The organism is Thioalkalivibrio sp., assembly GCF_041690275.1.
Classification (GTDB): Bacteria; Pseudomonadota; Gammaproteobacteria; order Ectothiorhodospirales; family Ectothiorhodospiraceae; genus Thioalkalivibrio.
The window spans coordinates 14,549-28,942 of record NZ_JAWLHP010000013.1; the positions used below are offsets into that span (position 1 = coordinate 14,549).

Consider the following 14,394-nt stretch of genomic DNA (forward strand, 5'->3'; position numbering starts at 1 on the left):
GGAGCGGCCTCTGGCCGCGATGGGTGCTGGCACGGGGGGATCGCGGCTGGAAGCCGCTCCTACGAGGGGGCTCAGTTCTCCGGGGGGCCGTTGTTCTCGCGGTTCGGACCCGCGCTGTTCAGCCGGGAGCGAACCTCCTCGAGGTTGCTGCGGATCAACTGGGCCTCCTCGGTGCCTGGCTCGAGCTGCTGCTCCAGCCGTTCCCAGTACTCCCTCGTGGTCTCGTAATCCGAGGCCCTGAAGGCGGCCAGGCCGGCCAGCCAGAGGGCGTTGGCATGATCGGGCTCGATCTCCAGCGCCCGGTTCACGAAGGGAAGGGCGCGGGCGCTCAGATCGCCGCCGTCCAGGCTGCCGAGCAGATCGGCGTAGGTCACGAGGATGTCGGGGTCCTCATCGCCGCCATGACGGAGCGCCTGCGCATAGGCGCCGGCTGCGGCCCGCGGCTGCTCCATGAACAGGAAGGACCGGCCGAGCAGCGCCCAGCCCTCCGGGTCTTCCGGGTTGTCCTCGAGTCTCGCGCTCAGGGCCATCACCGCCTCCTCGACCCCACCGTCCATCTGCGCTTCGCCCGCCTGCTGCGGGGCGCGGGCCTGCGGATCCAGGCCGGATGCGCCTGCGCCGTACCCCTGATAGATCAGCACGGCCACCACCGGCACCACCAGCAGGCTGCCGACCGCCGCCGGCCAGCGCAGGGAACGGCCGCCGTATTCGGTGCGGTCGGCGGCCTGCTGTGCGCTGGTCTCCAGCAGGCTGCGCTGCAGGTCGATCCGGGCGGTATTGAACTGCTCCTCCGAGATCGCGCCCGAATCCCGGTCGGACTCCAGGTCCGCCAGCTGGCTGCGATAGACCGATACGCGGGCATCCATCGCCTCGGTTGATATCGGAGCACCGGGTGCACGGGTCCGGAGCAGGGGAAGAAACAGGAACAGCAGGGCGGCCAGGGTCAGTGCAGCGGCCAGTATCCAGAACAGCGTCATTTCTTGTCGTGGCCTCCGTCACCGAGAATGCGGCGCAGCCGCTCGGCTTCATCTGTCGAGAGTGGATCCGATCCGACCTGCGTGCGGCGCCGCCACAGGATGGTACCCAGGGCCGCAAGACCGATCAGCAGCATCGCAACCGGTCCGAACCACAGCAGGTAGGTGATGCCCTTCATCGGCGGCCGGAACAGCACGAAATCGCCGTAGCGGGCCACCATGTAGTCGATGACCTCGTCCGTGTCCGCACCGTCATTGATCATCAGCGCGATCTGGCGCCGGAGGTCGTTGGCCAGCGGTGCGTTCGACTCGATCAGGTTCTGGTTCTGGCAAACGGTGCAGCGCAGTTCGCGGATCAGCTTCTGATAGCGCTGTTCCTGGAGTTCGCTGTCAAAGCTCATCGGCTCCGAAGGCGGCGCGGTCTGCGCGGCCGCTGCGACTGGCAGAAGAAGCAGCAGGGCGACGGCTATGGCAGATAATGGCATGTGCAGGCGATGCCAGGGGCTCATGTCTCTGCCTCCAGTTGTCGGTAGAGGGGAAGAATCTCGGTCTCGATGACCTCGGGCGTGATCATGCCGATGTGCTTGAAGCGGATCCTGCCGGTGCCGTCGATCAGGAAGGTCTCGGGTGTCGCATAGACACCGTAGTCGATGCCGACCAGGCCGCTCTCGTCAAATCCGATGGCATCGTACGGGTCACCGAACCGGGCCAGGAAGCGCAGGGCGTCGGAACGCGTGTCCTTGTAGTTCAGGCCGTAGATCGGCACACCTGCACGGCGCAGTTCAGCCAGCATCGGGTGCTCCTGCCGACACGTCACGCACCACGACGCCCAGACGTTGAGGAGCGCCGGCCTGCCCAGCATGTCATCCCGGGCGAAGCGGACCTCCCCGTTGCGCAGCTCGGGGAGGTCGAACTCCGGCGCCTCCTTTCCGACCAGCGGCGAAGGGATCTCGCGCGGATCAAGGCTCAGACCGACAAAGAGCAGCCCCACCAGGGCGATGAAGGCCAGCAGCGGGATCAGAAAACGTAGCTTCATGACTTCAATAACCTCGTGAAGGCCGCAGGGGACCGGATGGGTGCAGCCCCGGGATAGTGCGGGCCGAAAGCGGCCCGCACCGCGGCCAGGCCAGGGCTGTATTTCGGGTCAGGCTGCGGGGTTGGGCTCGGCCCCGTCACCCTCGCCTTTGACCACAGCCTTTGCGGCGAGTTTTGCGTCCTCGTCCGGGACCTCGTCTTCGCGCCGCACGCGCACGCGATACCTCCGGTCGGATGCCGCCAGGAAGCCGCCCACCGCCATCAGGATGGCGCCGGCCCAGACCCAGTTCATGAAGGGCTTGTAGTAGACCCGCATCACCCACGCATTGCCTGGCAGCTCCTCGCCCATGTTCACGTACAGGTCCCGGAAGAAGCCGCGATGCAGCGAGGTATGCGCCATCGGCTGCTCCTGGCTGAAGTAGGTGCGCATCTGCGGTCGCAATGTGGTCATCAGCTGGCCGTCACGGAAGACCGAAACCGTCGCCTGCTCGGCGTCGAAGTTCGGACCTCGGACCTCCTCAAGGGCATCGAGTCGGAAGCCGTAGCCGCCGACCTCCACGGTCTCGCCGACCGCCATGCGCACGTCGCGCTCGTCGTCGTAACCCAGCACGAAGGTGATGCCGATCACCACCACTGCCACGCCGATGTGCGCCAGCTGCATGCCGACATAGCTCCGCCCCATTCGCCGGACCCGGGTACCCACCGTCTGCCGGCTCTCGCGCCGGAGACGCAGGCGGTCCACCAGGTCCTTCAGCGAGGAGCCGATGATCCACAGGCCCAGGAAGGCACCGATCCCCGCGAGGAAGGACCAGCTGCCGACGAACAGCGGCCAGATCATGCCGAAGACGAGGCTCACGGCGAAGATCCAGCGCAGGCGCCAGAGCTGCTCGGTCGGGCTGTCCTGCTTCCAGCGCAGGCGCGGGCCGAAGCCGAGGAGCAGCAGCAGCGGGAGCATCAGCGGCAGGAAGACCGCCTCGAAGTAGGGTGGTCCGACCGAGATCTTCCCGAGCCCGAAGGCGTCCAGAAATAGCGGATACAGTGTTCCAAGGAGCACCGCGGCCGCGGCGACCACGAGCAGCACGTTGTTGGTGAGCAGCGCGGATTCGCGCGACACGAGTCCGAACCCGCCGCCGAGACCCACCTTGCCGGCGCGCCAGGCGAACAGCGTCAGTGAGCCCGCCACCACCACGGCCATGAAGGCGAGAAGGTACAGGCCCCGATCCGGATCCACCGCAAAGGCATGCACCGAGGTCAGCACCCCGGACCGGACGAGGAAGGCCGCGAGCAGGACCAGCGAGAAGGTCAGGATGGCCAGCATCACCGTCCAGTTCTTGAACCCGCCCCGCTTCTCGGTCACGGCGAGCGAGTGCAGCAGGGCGGTGCCCATCAGCCAGGGCATGAAGGAGGCGTTCTCGACCGGATCCCAGAACCACCAGCCGCCCCAGCCGAGCACATAGTAGGCCCACCAGCTTCCGAGGCCGATGCCAACGGTCAGGAAGGCCCAGGCGACCGCGGTCCACGGGCGGGACCAGCGAGCCCAGGCCGCATCGAGGCGGCCGCCGATCAGCGCGGCGATTGCGAAGGCGAAGGCCACGGAGAAGCCCACGTATCCCATGTAGAGCATCGGCGGGTGGATGATCAGGCCCGGGTCCTGCAGCATCGGATTGAGGTCGCGCCCCTCCATTGCGGCCGGGATCAGGCGCTCGAAGGGACTCGAGGTGAACAGCGTGAAGCCGATGAAGCCGATCGCCACCAGACCCATCACGCCCAGCACGCGGGCCAGTACCTCGCGCGGGAGGCTGCGGCTGAAGGTCGCCACCGCGGCGCTCCAGAGCCCGAGGATCAGCACCCAGAGGAGCAGCGATCCCTCGTGTCCGCCCCAGACAGCGGTGAACTTGTACTGAATCGGGAGCAGCGAGTTCGAGTTGTTCGCCACATAGGCGATGGAGAAGTCATCGGTGATGAAGGCGTAGGTGAGCATCGCGTAGGCGATGCCGAGGAAGACGAGCTGGCCGTAGGCCGCGCTGCGGCCGACGGCCATCAGGGCGGTGTCTCCGCGAGCCGCGCCAACCAGTGGCAGGGTGCCCTGCGCAATCGCGAGCAGCAGCGCCAGGATCAGCGCAAAGAGTCCGAGTTCTGCAGCCATGATCAGTACCCCCCGGCATGTTCCACGGTTTGAGCGGCCTCGCGCTGAGCCCGCTTGATGGCCTCCGCCGCCTCGGGCGGCATGTAGGTCTCATCATGGCGTGCCATCACCTGGTTGGCCTTGAACACACCGCCTTCCTGCAGGCTGCCGACCGCGACCACGCCCTGACCCTCGCGGAAGAGGTTCGGCAGGATGCCATGGTAGACAACGGGTACCGCCACGGCGGTGTCGGTGACGCGAAAGTGAACGGTGACTCCGTCCTCGGCGCGCGAGATGCTTCCATCTTCCACCAGGCCGCCGATCCGGAAGGTGCGCTCCATCGGCACGATGTCGGCGACGATGTCCGACGGGGTGTAGAAGAACACGAGATTGTCCCGGAAGGCATTCAGGACCAACCCGGTCACCACCACCACGCCCGCAAGCCCACCAGCCGCCAGCAGCAGCCGTTTCTGCCGTTTCTTCATTGTTTCTCCTCCTGCGCCCGCAACCGGGCCATACGCCTGATCCAGGCCAACAGGCTGCGCCGCCGGTACCGCAGCTGCAGCATTTCGACCACCAGCAGTCCGGCCATGATCAGGTACGAACCCCAAACATAGGGCGCATAGCCGCCCATTGCCAGAAATTCCATCATTTGGTTCCGCCCTCCAGGCGTTCCTGGACCCAGCGCGCGTTGCGTTCCCGCTCCAGCAACTCCACCCGGGCCCGCGCCAGCACCACGGCGACGGAATACATCCAGGCCGCCAGGACCATGATCAGCAGGGTGACGAACATGATCGTCGCCATCGTCGGCGCTTCGGTCACCGTTATGGACGCGCCCTGGTGCAGGGTGTTCCACCATTGCACGGAAAAATAGATGATCGGGACGTTCACCACGCCGACCATCGCCAGGACCGCACTGGCATTCGAGGCGCGCTGGCGGTCGTCGATGGCGGCATGCAGCGCCATGTATCCGAGGTAGAGGAACAGCAGGATCAGCATCGAGGTCAGGCGCGCGTCCCAGACCCAGTACACGCCCCAGGTCGGCCGCCCCCACAGGGCGCCGGTCCACAGCGCGAGAAAGGTGAACAGTGCGCCGGTGGGGGCAATGGCCTTGGCCATCACATCCGCCATCTTGATGCGCCAGATCAGTCCGATCGCCGCATAGGCGGCCATCAGCACGTAGAGGAACATGCCCATCCAGGCAGTGGGCACGTGTATGTAGATGATGCGGTAGCTGTCGCCCTGTTGGTAGTCGGACGGCGCCACCACGAGGCCCAGGTAGAGCCCGACCGCGAAGAGCGCGATGGTCAGGGCGGCGAACCAGGGGATGAGGCGGCCGGCCAGATCGTAGAAATTGGCCGGGGCCGTGAAACGGAACCACTGAATACCCCTCTCCGACACCTTGTGTCCTCCGTCAGTCGAGCATGATCCGCACGGCCGCGGCGGTCGCCCACGGTGTTGCGAACAGTGCAAATACCATCATCGCGCCCAGCAGCGACAGGTGCGCCTGGGCGCTGCTCCCGTGCATCACCGCGTCCACTGCGCCCGCGCCCAGGATCAGGGGAGGAGCGTAAAGCGGAAGGATGAGCAGGGCAATCAGGACCCCGCCCCCGCGCAGTCCCAGAGTCAGCGCCGCCCCGATCGCGCCGATCAGGCTGAGGATCGGCGTCCCGATCAGCAGCGCCAGCATCAGGATGGCGATCTCGTCAGGCCGCAGGTTCAGCTGAATGGCGAGCAGGGGGGAGACCAGTACCAGGGGCAGCCCGGTGATCAGCCAGTGCGCAACGATCTTGGTCAGGACCAGCAGGCCCATCGGTTCCGGCACCAGAAGCAACTGTTCGAGGGTGCCGTCGCGGAAGTCGTCGGAGAACAGGCGCTCGAGCGACAGCATTACGGCCAGCAGGGCTGCCACCCACAGCACGCCCGGCGCGAGGCTGCGCAGGAATTCCGGGTCGGGTCCGATACCCAGGGGGAACAGCGCAACCACCACGACGAAGAAACCCACTACCGTCAGGGCGTCCTGCGGCCGGCGCAGGGCGAGCGTCAGGTCACGGCGGAGGAGGGCGAGGAGCGGGTGAAACATCAACTCATCCGAGGTGCAGGTTGCGGCAGTCGCCGTCGATGTCGACGGCCTGGTGGGTCGTGATGATGATCATGCCCTTGCGTGTCAGGTGTGCCTCGATCGCGCCCCGCAGCACCTCGATCACCTGCACGTCGAGCGCGGCGTAAGGCTCGTCCAGGATCAGCAGGGCCCTGGGCTGGAGCAGCAGTCGGGCCAGGGCCACGCGGCGCTTCTGCCCCTGGGACAGGAAACGCACCGGCAGGTCCTCGTAACCCGCGAGACCGAGACCGCCGAGCATCGCGAGGACGGTCTCGCGTTCCGGTCGACCTCCGCCGAGCCTTCCCGCGATCAGGATGTTCTCCTCCGCGCTCATGTCTTCCTTGAGCGCATTCTGGTGGCCGAGGTAGCCGAGACAGGAACCGGTGCCGCCGTCCACGGACCGGATCGGTTCGTCGCCCCAGTAGACCTCGCCGGCAGTGGGTCGGGAGAGCCCGCTGAGGATGCGCAGCAGGCTCGTCTTCCCGCAACCGTTGCGCCCGGACACCTGCAGCAGCTGCCCCGGCGAGAGCTTGAATTCGAGATGTTCGAACAGAAGTCGCTCGCCGCGCTCGGCGGCCAGATCGACGGCCCGGAACTCCCTGTCCGCCATTCCCGACAATTCTGCAGTCACGGTCTCTTTCCGCTCCGGGTGGTTCGTCGCGTGTGGCGCCGGCATTGTGCACCATCGGGGTCCCTCGGTGTACCCTCCGCGGCGTGGCGTTCCGCACTCCTTCCCCGGGAGCCTGCAACCGGAATTCCCATAAAAAGGACCGTCATTGCTCGTGTTGGTTCGCTTCAGGGAGGGTACAAAAAGCGGGGGGCCGCATGCGGCCCCCCGCTGGTGTCTACCCCCGAAAGGATAGGATCTTCCTGCTAGAGACGGGCCTCGTAGAAAGATACGCGGCGCGGCTGCAGCAGTTCCTCGTCGTCGGTGAGCTCCAAGATGTGCGGCTTCATCGCCTCGAACACGAGGTTGTAGAGCATCTCCGCACGGACCACGGCCGGCTGCACCGGGATCTCGTAGCTCAGTACCCGGCGCTCATGTGGCAGCAGGCGGGTGTCGGTACCCACACCCGTTGCGACCGGCGGCATTGCGGGTTTGCCCTCGTCATCCGCGAGCTGATAGAAGAGGAAGGACTTCGGATCCTCCTCCCGCGCGTGGGTCTCGAAGTTCCGCCACAGCACGTTGCCGTGTGCGTCGAGCGCGGTCACCTGCACCTGGATGTTCCGGAACGGAGCGCCCGTGGGCATCCGGTGGGGCAGCTGGTTCTGCATCACCACATTCGCGGTGACGCCGTCGCCATTCGGCTCAACCTCGACGTGCATCTGAACCGCGCGGCTCAGCATTGCCGGGTCGTGGCCGCCACCCATGCTGTGATTCGCGATCCCGTCGGCGATCGGCATGTGGCAGGACTGGCAGGTCACGTTCGAGCCGCTGCTCCGGATTTCGTCGCCGGTGTCGCAAAGCGGCACCCCCTGCGGGTTCGGCCGGGTGTCGTGGCAGCCCAGACACATCTCGGAACTGCGCAGCATCCGCGGGTTGCCCGCCAGCGGCAACGCGGCCGGGACCTCGACGCCGAAGGTGTCGAGTGCGCCGGTCGGCAGGTGCGGGTTGCCATTCTGCTGGTCACGGGTCTTGTCAAACGGGAAGCCGGTGGCCCCCTGCAGCGTATCGGGGGACGTTTCGTATGCCAGGATGCCCAGCCTCAGACCCCCCTCTGCGCGGCGCACCCCCTTGAACCCGGAGATCTGGTGGCAGGCCACGCAGTTGACGCCCTCGGCGTAGGCGTCCTTCGCGTCCAGCTTGGTGACCTGGTCCTTGGCGGCGTTCGGGGAATGGCAGTTCAGGCAGACCGGGAAGCGCTGGGACCGGTTGTGCAGCTGGTCTTCGGCACGGGGGTCGCCGACTTCCCTGCGGTACATCAGTTCATGAATGGGATCGCGCAACGCGGTGCTCTTCGCGTGCATGGAGCCCGACCACTGCCGGTAGATGTCCTCGTGACAGCTCTGGCAGACGCTGGCCGAGACGTGATGGAGGGGTCCGTCGATCCGGAACTCGTGCGCGATCGGTTCGAACTGCGCGTAGAACGCGGCCATGTCCTGGAACTGTTCGTCGCTGAGCCCGGAACTGAGCGCCCCCATGGTCGCGCTCTCGCGCTCGCCGGCGCGGAAGGCCTGCATGGTCTTGACGAAGTATTCCTCCGATATGCCGGCCAGGGACGGATTCGGCCCCATGCCCTCCCCCGAGGGCCCGTGGCATGCGGCACAGTAGGTGTTCGCGAGTTGTTCGCCCTGGGCGACATCACCTGCGAAGGCCTGGGATCCCACGCCCCAGGCCAGCACCAGGCTGGCGGCGAAAGCAAGCGCGCCGTTTTTCATCACACCCCTCCTTTGTATCTCTTGGTATGAACACGACCGACCAGTGGTCGGCAGTCGGCCGGTGCCGGATTTGTTCCCGGACCGCCGGACACGCGAGAGACCCGGCAGGGAGCCCGGTGGTGCAGGTCTCCGTGCGGGCCTCTCCGTGACCGTGAGATACCCTTGCAAACCCAGGAAACATTCCCCCTACGCGGTAGGCCACCCGGGGTATCTCCACGTTACTTATAGTCCGGTTTCCGGGGAGCGGTGCGGCACAGGGCGTGCCAACGGCGCAAAATGTGATCCATGGCAAGAAATCGGCGGAATTGCCGGTCCGGGAGCGCCTGCGATGCGCGGGGCCGGATTGCAATCCGGGCGGTGGGTGCGTAGAACACCCTGTGGCCCGTCCCCGGGCGGGCAGGCACAACGATCGCGAGGGTCAGGTATGAAAGGGAAGAGGAATCCTCCGCCGGCTGTTCCGGGCTGGGCGAAGGTCGTGATCACGCTGGTGGTGATCGTGGGTGCCGCGGCGCTGATCTTCACGCAGCTCCCACGAGGGGCGTTTCCCACCGATCTGTCGCGGATCGGTCAGGGAACACCGGCACTCGTGGTGGCCCGGGACATCAGCTTCGTCGCCGGCGCCGAGGTGATGGATCTTCTGGGCGAGATCCGGCCCGAGTACGCCGAGCGGGTCGAGTTCCTTGCGGTCAACCTCGGTAACCCCAATGGCCAGCAGTTTGCGCGCCGGCAGGGCATGCGCGATGGCTCGGTGGTGCTGTTCTCCGGCGACGGCACCCGGGTGGGCGCGGTCCACACCCCGCGCACCGAACGCGAGGTGCGCGAACTCCTGCAGGCCGCGAACATACGCTGATCATCACGCCGGTCCCTGCGGGACAGCCTGCGGCTGGCGGCAGTACAAGGCGTGGCTGTCCCTGCAATCGCTGAGGTCTGGGGCCCGGTAGGTCCTCCCGTTGCTATACTCCGGGCAGTTTCGGGGACGGGTGATCACCGGCAACCCTTCCCTGCCGCAGCGGTGCGGCGCAAGCCGTCTCACGGCCGTCTGCCTCTCATCGGCCGGTCCGGCTGCAGGACATTCATCCATGGCGCATTCCGACGACTTCGAAGGCTTTCTCCGGGCCCTCAAGGGCTTCATCCCCGCGTCCCGCCTGATCGACGATCCGCTCCGAACCCTGACCTACGGCACCGACGCGAGCCTCTATCGCCTGGTTCCGAGGCTCGTGGTCCGGGTCGACAGCGAAGGCGAGATGTCGCGGATCCTGCCGCTGGCGCACCGCCACCGGGTCCCGGTCACCCTGCGGGCGGCCGGTACCAGCCTTTCGGGACAGGCGGTGACCGACTCTGTGCTGCTGCTGGTCGGGGACCAGTGGCGTCGCTCGCGCATTGCCGATGACGCGTCACGGATCAGCCTGCAACCGGCCGTGCTGGGCGGGCACGCGAACCGGCTGCTGGCGCCCCTCGGGCGCAAGATCGGCCCCGATCCCGCGTCACTGAACGCCTGTCACATCGGCGGCATTGCCGCGAACAACGCCAGCGGCATGTGCTGTGGCACGGCGCAGAACAGCTACCGGACGTTGGAGAGCATGCGCGTGATCCTGCCGGATGGCACCTTGCTGGACACCGCGGATGCGGCGAGTCGGGAGGCCTTCGGACGGACGCACGGAGAGCTGCTCGAGGCGCTGCGCGCCCTCGGGGAGCGCACGCGGAACGATCACGCCCTGGCGGACCGGATCCGGGAGAAGTTCCGGATCAAGAACACCTGCGGGTACAGCCTGAATGCACTGGTCGACTTCGAGGATCCGATCGACATCCTGCAGCACCTGATGATCGGTTCCGAGGGCACGCTCGGTTTCATCGCCGAGATCACCTACCGCACGGTCGAGGACCCGAAGCACAAGGCCACCGCCCTGATCCTGTTTCCGGACATCGCGGCCGCGTGCCGCGCGATCGGGATCATCAAGCCGCTGCCGGTCGCGGCGGCCGAGCTGATGGACCGAGCCTCTCTGCAGTCGGTGGAGGACAAGCCCGGGGTCCCGCCGGTGCTGAAGCAGCTCGGACCCGATGCGGCCGCACTGCTGGTGGAGACGCGGGCCGGCGATCACGCGGTGCTTGCCGAGCAGGTCGAGGCCATCCGCGCCGGTCTGGATGCGGTCGAGACCCTGGAGCCGGTACAGTTCACCATGGACCGGGCCGAGTGTGACCGCCTCTGGGCGATCCGTTCCGGACTGTTTCCCTCGGTCGGTTCGATGCGCCGGAACGGCACCACCGTGATCATCGAGGACGTTGCGGTGGCGGTGCCCCGGCTCGCCGCATTGACACTGGACCTGCAGGATCTCTTCCGGCGGCACGGCTACGAGGGCTCGATCATCTTTGGCCACGCGCTGGAAGGCAACCTGCACTTCGTGCTCACCCCCGATCTCGGTAATCCGGAGACCGTCGAGCGCTACCGGGCCTTCATGGACGAGCTCAGTCGCATGGTGGTGGAGCAGCACGACGGCTCGCTGAAGGCGGAACACGGCACCGGGCGCAACATGGCCCCGTTCGTGGAGCTGGAGTGGGGCGAGCAGGCCTACGGGCTGATGCGCGAGATCAAGCGCCTGTTCGACCCGGACAACCTGATGAACCCCGGCGTGGTCCTGAACGACGATCCCGATGTCCACACCCGCAACCTGAAACCGATGCCCGCGGTGGACGCGCTGGTGGACAAGTGCATCGAATGCGGCTTCTGCGAGCCGACCTGCCCGTCGCGCTCGCTGACCCTGACGCCGCGCCAGCGCATTGTCGCGCTGCGCGAGATGGAGCGCCTGGAACAGCTGGGGGAGGAACCCCGGCGCCTGAAGCAGATGCGCAAGCTGTACCGTTACCAGGGCCTGGACACCTGCGCGGTCGACAGCCTCTGCGCGCTGTCCTGCCCGGTCGGGATCGATACCGGCAAGATGGTGAAGCAGATGCGCGGACGCGGCTGGGGCCCGGTAGCGCACCGGGTGTCGGGCTGGGTCGCACGGAATTTCGGGCCGATCACCAGGGCGACCCGGCTCTCGCTGGGTTCGGCACATCTGATGCACGTGGCGCTGGGCACCCGCGCGATGTCCGGGCTGACCGGTGGCGTGCGGCGGCTGTCCGGCGGGCGGATCCCGCTCTGGAACCCCTTCATGCCGAAGGCCGCGCGCCAGGGCAACCCGCCTGCTCCCGCTGGCCCCTGGGCGCCCCGGGTGGTCTACTTCCCCAGCTGTGCGAGCCGCACCATGGGGCCGGCGCGTGGCGATCCCGAGGAGGAGTCCCTGACCGTGAAGACCGAGGCCCTGCTGCGCAAGGCGGGTTACGAGGTGGTGTATCCGGACGATGGTGCGGCGCTCTGCTGTGGCCAGCCCTTCGAGAGCAAGGGTTTCCACGACGACGCCGCGGCCAAGCTGAGCCAGCTGGAGGCCTCGCTGCTGCGCGCGAGCCGTGACGGCCAGGATCCGGTGATCTTCGACACCAGTCCCTGCGCCTTCCGTGCGCGGAGGGACCTCGGGTCGTCCGGCCTGCAGGTCTACGATGTCGCCGACTTCCTGCACGGGTTCGTGCTGGACCGGCTGCGGATCTCGAAGGTGGATGAGACCGTCGCGCTGCATCCCACCTGCAGCACGACCAAGATGGGCCTGCAGCCGAAGCTGAAGGCGATTGCCGAGGCCTGTGCCGAACGGGTGGTGGTGCCGGCGCAGGTGCATTGCTGCGGCTGGTCCGGTGACCGCGGCTTCACCTATCCCGAGCTGAACGCCAGCGCGCTGAAGGATCTGCGCGACGCGCTGCCGGACGATTGCACGTCAGGCTATTCCACCAGCCGGACCTGCGAGATCGGGCTGTCGCTGCACAGCGGCCGCCATTACCGCTCCATCGTCTACCTGCTCGACCGCTGCTCGGAGGCCCGCAGCGCCGACCAGTGAGCCCATCGGCGATTCAGATCGTGGGAGCGACGTAGGAGCGGCGTAGGAGCGGCTTCCAGCCGCGATACCCTGCCCCGCGCCAACCCCCATATCGCGACCAGAGGTCGCTCCCACGTGGTACGCGCCCCGTAGGAGCGGCTTCCAGCCGCGATCGCCAGCCGCGATCCGGCGCTCGATATCGCGGCTGCAAGCCGCTCCTACGCCGCTCCTACCGGCGGTTTTTCCCGGGGGTGGGCCAGAACCGCCGTTTCAACAACCGGGCGGCGCCGGCCGTCTGGTGCAGGACCTTCTTCCAGTCAGTCCCTGCGGCCTCGAGCTGAAGCCGCTGCGCCCGGCAGCGCCGGGCCTCGGGATAACAGGCGCCCAGCAATGCCCAGATCCGGTCCAGGTTCCATGTCCGTTCCGGCGGATCGAGGCGTGCCCCGACCACGTAGGCCAGCGGCACCTCCAGTCCCTCCGCAACCCCGGCCAGGCGCGCCCGGATCGCGGCGGCACGGGCGCCTCCACCGTCCGTCGCGTCCAGCGGGTAGGGGGGGTCCCACTCGTCCGCCTGCCCTAGGCGGTCGATCCGGCTGACGATCACCGCGATGGGAATCGGGCTGCGCCGGGGGTCGGCGGCGAAGCGGGTGCGGATCGCGTTGAGGGTGCCTCGGTCCAGCGTCAGGTCCCCACCGTCGGCGGAGACCACCCAGAGGAGGAGGTCGCTCTGCCACGCGCGCTCCACGAGGCGCTCGATATCGGCGGGCGAGTTCAGTCCGGGGGTATCGACCAGCAGACCCTCGGGGAGCGTCTCGTGGGCGAGGCGGTACCCGCTCGACCTCTCCGTGAGCCGCGTGGCGGCAACACCCGCGGCGGGTTCCCCGAGCAATGCGTTCACCAGGCTGGACTTGCCGGCGTTGACCCGCCCGGCGACCAGTACGCGCAGCGGGCCGGGCAGGCCGGCCTCGGAGACCCCCTGGCCCGCACCCTCGGTGGCAGCCAGTTTGTGCAGGCGCTCGGTGTCGATGCGCAGCCGCCCGGAATAGAGTTCGATCGCCGCGCGGCCGACCTCTTCCACCCAGATGCGCGCGCCCTCGCTGCGCAGCCAGTCGCCTGCTTCCGTCATCGCCGCGCCGACGAGGTGCTGCCGGGCCTCTGCAAGCAGGGCCGTCACCGGATTGGTCATGCGTGTCACGCGCCAGGCATTGTGCAGGTGCCGGAACACGCGCATGCCGGTGGCGGCCATCGGCCGGTACCCCCAGATGCGCAGCAGGTGGCCCGCCTCGATCAGGTGAGCGGCGGGTACGTGATCGGTCACGACCATGCGCAGCCGCACGCTGACCCGCTCCGTGAGCATCAGCAGTTCGGGAACGGTGAAGCTCCAGATCGGATCGCGTTCCTCAGGGTGATAGTGTCGGGCTACCCGCTCGATGGTTTCACGCGCGGCACCAAGCAGTCGGTCGCGATCGGTGACGATGTCGCGGTCGACAGCGGCGGCGATCTCCCGGACCTCCTGCCACGCCTCCAGGTCCCGCGGCGACCATTCGGTACCGGGTTCGGAGTCCGGGGGGCGTTGCTCGCCACCATCGGCTGCGAGTCGCGCACGCTGGCTCCGGCGCCACCACCAGGCTGGAACGTACCCGGCAAGTGCGAGGATCGCGGCGCCGATCAGCCACCAGAGCAGCCAGCCCTCCTGCCACAGCCACAGGACGCCGAGCGGGATCAGCAGCAGAAACGGGAGGGCGAGCAGCGACAGGCCGACCAGGAACGCCCACATCCGCCGCAGCAGGTCGCCCGGGGCAGGGGTCTTCACGTCAGGGGATCGCTTGCGGTCTTCAGGGCGCGATCTGCACGTAGCCCTGGTGTACCAGATCGATG

General features: G+C 67.4%; 13 protein-coding genes. 2 read left to right on the top strand and 11 right to left on the bottom strand.

Going from position 1 to position 14,394, the window contains the following annotated elements; all coding sequences use genetic code 11:
* Positions 1 to 71: 71 nt before the first annotated feature.
* The 10 genes from ccmI to ACESMN_RS03920 all read right to left on the bottom strand — a co-directional run bounded on the left by ccmI (position 72) and on the right by ACESMN_RS03920 (position 8,614).
* Positions 72 to 977, bottom strand: a complete 906-nt coding sequence (gene ccmI, locus ACESMN_RS03875; protein WP_373052272.1) for a c-type cytochrome biogenesis protein CcmI — start codon at positions 975 to 977, stop codon at positions 72 to 74.
* Complete coding sequence (locus ACESMN_RS03880) at positions 974 to 1,483, bottom strand: cytochrome c-type biogenesis protein (protein WP_373052273.1); 510 nt, start codon at positions 1,481 to 1,483, stop codon at positions 974 to 976. Before ACESMN_RS03880 ends, ccmI begins: the two co-directional genes overlap by 4 nt.
* Positions 1,480 to 2,010, bottom strand: a complete 531-nt coding sequence (locus ACESMN_RS03885) for a DsbE family thiol:disulfide interchange protein (protein WP_373052274.1) — start codon at positions 2,008 to 2,010, stop codon at positions 1,480 to 1,482. The genes ACESMN_RS03880 and ACESMN_RS03885 overlap by 4 nt, the downstream gene beginning before the upstream one ends.
* Before the next feature lie 108 nt (positions 2,011 to 2,118).
* Complete coding sequence (locus ACESMN_RS03890) at positions 2,119 to 4,155, bottom strand: heme lyase CcmF/NrfE family subunit (protein ID WP_373052275.1); 2,037 nt, start codon at positions 4,153 to 4,155, stop codon at positions 2,119 to 2,121.
* A gap of 2 nt (positions 4,156 to 4,157) precedes the next feature.
* Positions 4,158 to 4,619 (bottom strand): cytochrome c maturation protein CcmE, encoded by a 462-nt coding sequence (gene ccmE, locus ACESMN_RS03895; RefSeq protein ID WP_373052276.1) that lies wholly within the window; start codon positions 4,617 to 4,619, stop codon positions 4,158 to 4,160.
* The gene (gene ccmD, locus ACESMN_RS03900; RefSeq protein ID WP_373052277.1) at positions 4,616 to 4,786 is read right to left on the bottom strand and encodes a heme exporter protein CcmD; all 171 of its coding nucleotides are present in this window, start codon (positions 4,784 to 4,786) and stop codon (positions 4,616 to 4,618) included. Before ccmD ends, ccmE begins: the two co-directional genes overlap by 4 nt.
* Entirely contained in the window at positions 4,783 to 5,535 is a 753-nt protein-coding gene (locus ACESMN_RS03905; RefSeq protein WP_373052278.1) for a heme ABC transporter permease, read from the bottom strand. The genes ccmD and ACESMN_RS03905 overlap by 4 nt, the downstream gene beginning before the upstream one ends.
* Before the next feature lie 13 nt (positions 5,536 to 5,548).
* Positions 5,549 to 6,217, bottom strand: a complete 669-nt coding sequence (gene ccmB, locus ACESMN_RS03910; protein ID WP_373052279.1) for a heme exporter protein CcmB — start codon at positions 6,215 to 6,217, stop codon at positions 5,549 to 5,551.
* A gap of 4 nt (positions 6,218 to 6,221) precedes the next feature.
* A complete protein-coding gene (gene ccmA / locus ACESMN_RS03915; protein ID WP_373052280.1) occupies positions 6,222 to 6,866 on the bottom strand; it encodes a cytochrome c biogenesis heme-transporting ATPase CcmA in 645 nt (214 codons plus the stop codon).
* A 242-nt stretch (positions 6,867 to 7,108) separates the two neighbouring features.
* A complete protein-coding gene (locus ACESMN_RS03920) occupies positions 7,109 to 8,614 on the bottom strand; it encodes a multiheme c-type cytochrome (RefSeq protein ID WP_373052281.1) in 1,506 nt (501 codons plus the stop codon).
* A gap of 424 nt (positions 8,615 to 9,038) precedes the next feature.
* On the opposite strand from ACESMN_RS03920, the gene ACESMN_RS03925 reads away from it, so the two are divergent.
* Both ACESMN_RS03925 and ACESMN_RS03930 read left to right on the top strand, forming a co-directional pair.
* Positions 9,039 to 9,464 (top strand): hypothetical protein, encoded by a 426-nt coding sequence (locus tag ACESMN_RS03925; protein ID WP_373052282.1) that lies wholly within the window; start codon positions 9,039 to 9,041, stop codon positions 9,462 to 9,464.
* A gap of 229 nt (positions 9,465 to 9,693) precedes the next feature.
* A complete protein-coding gene (locus tag ACESMN_RS03930) occupies positions 9,694 to 12,537 on the top strand; it encodes an FAD-binding and (Fe-S)-binding domain-containing protein (protein ID WP_373052283.1) in 2,844 nt (947 codons plus the stop codon).
* 208 nt (positions 12,538 to 12,745) lie between these two features.
* Here ACESMN_RS03930 and ACESMN_RS03935 read toward each other — a convergent pair whose 3' ends face one another.
* Positions 12,746 to 14,329, bottom strand: a complete 1,584-nt coding sequence (locus ACESMN_RS03935; RefSeq protein ID WP_373052284.1) for a GTPase family protein — start codon at positions 14,327 to 14,329, stop codon at positions 12,746 to 12,748.
* Positions 14,330 to 14,394 lie beyond the last annotated feature (65 nt).

What these genes read in the sequence shown, in the direction of transcription:
- ccmE (WP_373052276.1), bottom strand. Translation starts at nt 4,619, where the DNA reads ATGAAGAAACGGCAGAAACGGCTGCTGCTGGCGGCTGGTGGGCTTGCG.
- ACESMN_RS03920 (WP_373052281.1), bottom strand. Translation starts at nt 8,614, where the DNA reads ATGAAAAACGGCGCGCTTGCTTTCGCCGCCAGCCTGGTGCTGGCCTGG.
- ACESMN_RS03925 (WP_373052282.1), top strand. Translation starts at nt 9,039, where the DNA reads ATGAAAGGGAAGAGGAATCCTCCGCCGGCTGTTCCGGGCTGGGCGAAG.
- ccmB (WP_373052279.1), bottom strand. Translation starts at nt 6,217, where the DNA reads ATGTTTCACCCGCTCCTCGCCCTCCTCCGCCGTGACCTGACGCTCGCC.
- ccmD (WP_373052277.1), bottom strand. Translation starts at nt 4,786, where the DNA reads ATGATGGAATTTCTGGCAATGGGCGGCTATGCGCCCTATGTTTGGGGT.
- ACESMN_RS03880 (WP_373052273.1), bottom strand. Translation starts at nt 1,483, where the DNA reads ATGAGCCCCTGGCATCGCCTGCACATGCCATTATCTGCCATAGCCGTC.
- ACESMN_RS03885 (WP_373052274.1), bottom strand. Translation starts at nt 2,010, where the DNA reads ATGAAGCTACGTTTTCTGATCCCGCTGCTGGCCTTCATCGCCCTGGTG.
- ccmI (WP_373052272.1), bottom strand. Translation starts at nt 977, where the DNA reads ATGACGCTGTTCTGGATACTGGCCGCTGCACTGACCCTGGCCGCCCTG.
- ACESMN_RS03930 (WP_373052283.1), top strand. Translation starts at nt 9,694, where the DNA reads ATGGCGCATTCCGACGACTTCGAAGGCTTTCTCCGGGCCCTCAAGGGC.
- ACESMN_RS03890 (WP_373052275.1), bottom strand. Translation starts at nt 4,155, where the DNA reads ATGGCTGCAGAACTCGGACTCTTTGCGCTGATCCTGGCGCTGCTGCTC.